The organism is Hydrogenophaga atypica (genome assembly GCF_042665215.1).
In the GTDB taxonomy this organism is placed as follows: domain Bacteria; phylum Pseudomonadota; class Gammaproteobacteria; order Burkholderiales; family Burkholderiaceae_C; genus Hydrogenophaga; species Hydrogenophaga defluvii_A.
This window is the reverse complement of the sequence record NZ_JBHTCA010000060.1, coordinates 1-4,034: the sequence shown is the minus strand read 5'-3', so window position 1 is coordinate 4,034 and position 4,034 is coordinate 1. Positions and strand designations below refer to the sequence as shown.

Below are 4,034 nucleotides of genomic sequence, written 5' to 3'. Positions count from 1 at the left end.
CACACCAGCATCACTTCCAGCGGATAGTGCAGCCGTTTGAGGACCCCACGCAGGACCGAATTCTGGAGCTGGATTGACAACGCTTGCATCATCAAATCCTAGCCGTTCCGCTTATTGCGACACAACCGGCTGGATCTGGTTTGAGATTCCTGAAGGCGGAATTCAGCACCGCACGCGCAAGAACCCTCGATCTTGAAGCCGTTTTCGCGACAAAGAACGCCTCGCAAACCTCACCAAACTGATGCAAACTAAGTTTTTTGAGGCGCTTATGCCAAGCGCGAAGAGGTGGAGTTCGAACCGGTTTGACAGTCGGTGCGGCGGCCCGGGGCTATAAATTGCCTATTAAAGTACACACAAGGCTATGGATTATGCGAGAATTTGCCTATTCAGATAGGTAAATTGCATGCCCCCGTACATTGAGATCCACCGCAACGGACAGTGGTACCGCGCTGCCAAGTTGCACGTGCTTGGGGAAGATCGCATCCGCGTGGACTACGACACGGGTTACCTGTTCAGCCACGAATCACTGCCCATTTCCCTTGGCCTGCCTCTGAATATGGACCCCTATGCGGGTGCGGCCGATGATCTGCAAGGCTTGGCTCCACCAGACCCAACCCCCGCTTTCCTTTTTGACCTGGTGCCACAGGGCAGGGGGCGTGAGTTCCTGCTCGGGCTGCTCGGCATGCGCAGTGATGCCACCCAAATCGTCCCTCTGATCATGAATGGGGCTTTCAACCCCATTGGTCGCCTTCGAGTGACCACCGCCATGGACTTCTATCGCGCCCAGGTGGAGAAGGACTCAACGCGGGACTACCTTGACGGCTTCACCCTCAAAGACATCGCAACCAAGAGCGAAGACTTCCTCGACCACCTCTCCGTGCACGCCATGCTGGCGGCCGGCACCACGGGTGTGCAGGGCGTCGCACCGAAGTTCTTGCTCAACCAGGGCGCCCAGGGCCGCTGGTTTGCCGACATGGCCCTGCCGGATGAGGCAGTCGAGTCGCACTGGCTTGTCAAACGCCCGCGCGGTCGCAATCCTGAGGACCGCACCGTGCTGCGCAATGAAGCGGCCTACCTGCGCGTGGCCGAGCGCATGGGGCTTCGCACCCACGGCAAACCCGCTCTGCATGGCGACATGCTCTTCGTGCAGCGCTTTGACCGAATCGTTGAGGCTTCGGGTGTCGTGCGACTCCATCAAGAGTCACTGGCCAGCATTGCCGGGCTCAAAGGCTTTGCCGTGCCCACCGATCACAACGCGCTGATCAAGGCCTTGCGTGTGCACGCCACCGACCCCACCGGCGAAACGGTCGAGTACATCTTGCGTGATGCGATGAACCAGGCGCTGCGCAACACCGACAACCACGCGCGCAACACGGCCATGCAGATCCTGCCTGATGGAACCTGCCAACTCACCCCGGTTTTTGACTTCTGCCCGATGTTCATGGACCCTGAGGGCATTTCCCGGGCCGTGCACTGGCGGGACATGGGCGGCAAGCGCATTGAAACCCTCACAGAAGCCGTCGAGCAGCTGGTGGTGGCCGATGATGAGAAAACCACCATCGCGCAGCGCCTGAAGGCTTTTGGCGCCGATCTGGAGAAGCTGCCCGCCATCTGCCGTGATGAGGGCGTCGAGCCTGAGGTGCTGGAGCAGTGCCAGGGCGCCATTGAGCGTGTCACACGCGAGCTGCAGGCCATCCCAGTCAAGGCCTCTCGCGCGCCGCGCAAGCGCGCAGCCACAACCCAAAAGCTTCGCGCGAAAGGGCACTGATCGTGGACAAGCGACTTTCCCCTGATAGAGACAGCGCGCAGGACGACGCGCGCCGGCTTGAGCTGTTCCAGCGGCTGCGAGAGAACGAGATCAGCATTCCCGAAGCCGTTCGCCTCATGCAGCGCATCTCACGGCTGACACAGCCTGAATTTGCGGAACATCGTGGCGTGAGCACCCAGGCCTTGCGCCAGATCATCAGCGGCAAGGGCAACCCCACGGTGGACACGCTCAACAAGATCGCGGGCATCTTCGGCCTGGAGGTCGGCTTCGTGCCCAAGAAGCCAAGGCGAAATTGAATTGGGAACCACAGCGTGTGGCCGTCATGGGCGGTTGGTCGCAGGCATGGCCAAATGCTGGCGCCCTCTTCATTGACGCCTCACACTGAGCTTAGTTGGCAACCTCGTTCTTGATCGCGACATCATAGGTGCGATTCGCAAGATCAATGACAAGCTCAAAAGTCTGCTTGGGAATGATTCCAATGCTCGATGCAAAGCCAGATAGCTTCCTCACCTGAAGGTCAGTCACTTTGATTTCCGGACCGGATCCACTGGCATGTCGAAAATAACCGGACACATGTTCACGTAGAACGCTTGGTATGTATACGACTCTCTTGTTGATTGGCTCCGTCGATCCAGATTGAGTCACATCAAACCGCAGCGGTTTTGATAAATCAGGTGGCAAGTGGATGTCAGGCTTGGCCAATTGCATTGCTCGCCGTGACCTGGCTTCAATGAATGCATGTGGGTCAAGAGGTCTGCACCGTAATGCATAGAGTGCATGCTCAATTTTCCAAAAAATCGGTGAAGATGACAGGAGCAGGCTCAAGGAAACATTTGTCCATCCCCGTTCCTCCACAATAACTTGGAACAAATCGTTGCGAGTGACCACCCCGCGATGCCTCTCGATAACCGCAATTGCAACCTGCTCAAGTTCTGAAAAAACGACACTGCTGTCAAGTTGGTCGCGAGCCCTGTATTTGTTGTGTTTGTCGGCATGAAGCCATGTCCATCCAGAGAGCAACGCTGTGAGGACATGCAGCGGTGGAAACGTCAAAGCATGACCCAGGTCCTGGTACAGGCGGTCATCCGTGACAATGGCTGCAAGAACTTCATCAACGTAAGCGTCGCCTCAGCACCCTCTTGACGAGGTCTGTGAGGGATGGTCAGACATCCAGGATGTGCCGCAGCAAACCGAAGCCGACGCGCCACTGGGTGCCATCACCGGGGTCGATGGTTGCAGTGCGGCTGTTGATGCGCACGATGGTGCCCACCACGATCTGCAGGTATTTGTCCTCAAAGGCGACCTTCGCCCCGCAGCGAAAGTCGCTGCGTGTTGGTCGAGCTGGGGCAGGTGGTTGCGGCTCCACCGCTTGAGGGCGCTCAGCAGGATTGAGCTGCGGCGGCTCGATAGCGGCGTATGGCAACTTCCACTCTTTGCGCTCGCGCAGGTCCTGCAGCGTGACCTGCGTGTCACGCATGGCCACGACCTTGCCTTCTCGCATACTGCCATCGCGCCAGTCCACAAATCGCACGGTCTGACCCAGGTTCATGTCCTTGCGCACGGCAATGATGCGCCGAGGGTCTGCCAATAACCGCTCGATCAATGTGCTGAGCTGAAACAGCTCCAAGCTGCTCGCATTCTGCAGGGCGTCCAGCACCCGCGGATCAATGCCCGGTACGCTCATGCCGCCTTGCGCTGTTGATCCACCTGACGGGACTGCCGCATCAGGTTCCAGGGCAGCAACTCATCGATGCGGTTGATGGGGTGGTCCGCAATGCGGCCAAGCACCTCCCGCAGGTAGGCCTCGGGGTCGATGCCGTTGAGTTTGGCCGTTTGCACCAGGCTGTAGATCGCCGCCGCCCGCTCGCCGCCGGCATCCGATCCCATGAACAGGTAGTTGCCCCGTCCCAAAGCCACCCCGCGCAATGCCCGCTCTGCGGCGTTGTTGTCCATCTCGATGCGCCCATCTTGGCAATACCGCATCAGGGCCTGCCAGCGTGTCAGGCTGTAGCCAATGGCTTTGGCCAATTCCGATTTGGCCGACACCCGACCCACCAACTGGCTGAGCCAGGCGTGCATCTCCTGCAGCAGCGGCCCGGCACGCGCCTGGCGTTGGGCCTGTCGAATGTCGGGAGGCTTTCCCCGAATGTCGCGCTCGATGGCATACAGATCGGCAATGCGTCTGAGCGCCTGTGCCGCGATCGACGTCTCGTCTTTGCCGCTGCTCAGGTACAGGTCCCACCACGGTCGGCGCGCGTGCGCCCAG

Annotated in this window: 5 protein-coding genes and 1 pseudogene; 2 read left to right on the top strand and 4 right to left on the bottom strand. The window is 59.3% G+C overall.

The window, feature by feature from the left end; translation table 11 throughout:
- Positions 1-92 (bottom strand): annotated as a pseudogene (locus tag ACFQPB_RS23650) (IS6 family transposase); the annotation flags it as partial.
- Between the two features lie 311 nt (positions 93-403).
- Between ACFQPB_RS23650 and ACFQPB_RS23645 the strand changes: the two are divergent.
- Both ACFQPB_RS23645 and ACFQPB_RS23640 read left to right on the top strand, forming a co-directional pair.
- Positions 404-1,768 (top strand): type II toxin-antitoxin system HipA family toxin, encoded by a 1,365-nt coding sequence (locus ACFQPB_RS23645; RefSeq protein ID WP_382228819.1) that lies wholly within the window; start codon positions 404-406, stop codon positions 1,766-1,768.
- 2 nt (positions 1,769-1,770) lie between these two features.
- The gene (locus ACFQPB_RS23640) at positions 1,771-2,064 is read left to right on the top strand and encodes a helix-turn-helix domain-containing protein (RefSeq protein WP_382228816.1); all 294 of its coding nucleotides are present in this window, start codon (positions 1,771-1,773) and stop codon (positions 2,062-2,064) included.
- Between the two features lie 91 nt (positions 2,065-2,155).
- On the opposite strand, the gene ACFQPB_RS23635 is transcribed toward ACFQPB_RS23640, so the two are convergent.
- The 3 genes from ACFQPB_RS23635 to tnpC form a co-directional block, all read right to left on the bottom strand.
- A complete protein-coding gene (locus ACFQPB_RS23635) occupies positions 2,156-2,821 on the bottom strand; it encodes a hypothetical protein (protein ID WP_382228813.1) in 666 nt (221 codons plus the stop codon).
- Between the two features lie 109 nt (positions 2,822-2,930).
- The gene (locus tag ACFQPB_RS23630) at positions 2,931-3,425 is read right to left on the bottom strand and encodes a hypothetical protein (RefSeq protein ID WP_382228810.1); all 495 of its coding nucleotides are present in this window, start codon (positions 3,423-3,425) and stop codon (positions 2,931-2,933) included.
- Between the two features lie 23 nt (positions 3,426-3,448).
- On the bottom strand, positions 3,449-4,034 hold a 586-nt coding region (gene tnpC, locus ACFQPB_RS23625), incomplete at its 5' end, for an IS66 family transposase (protein WP_382228807.1).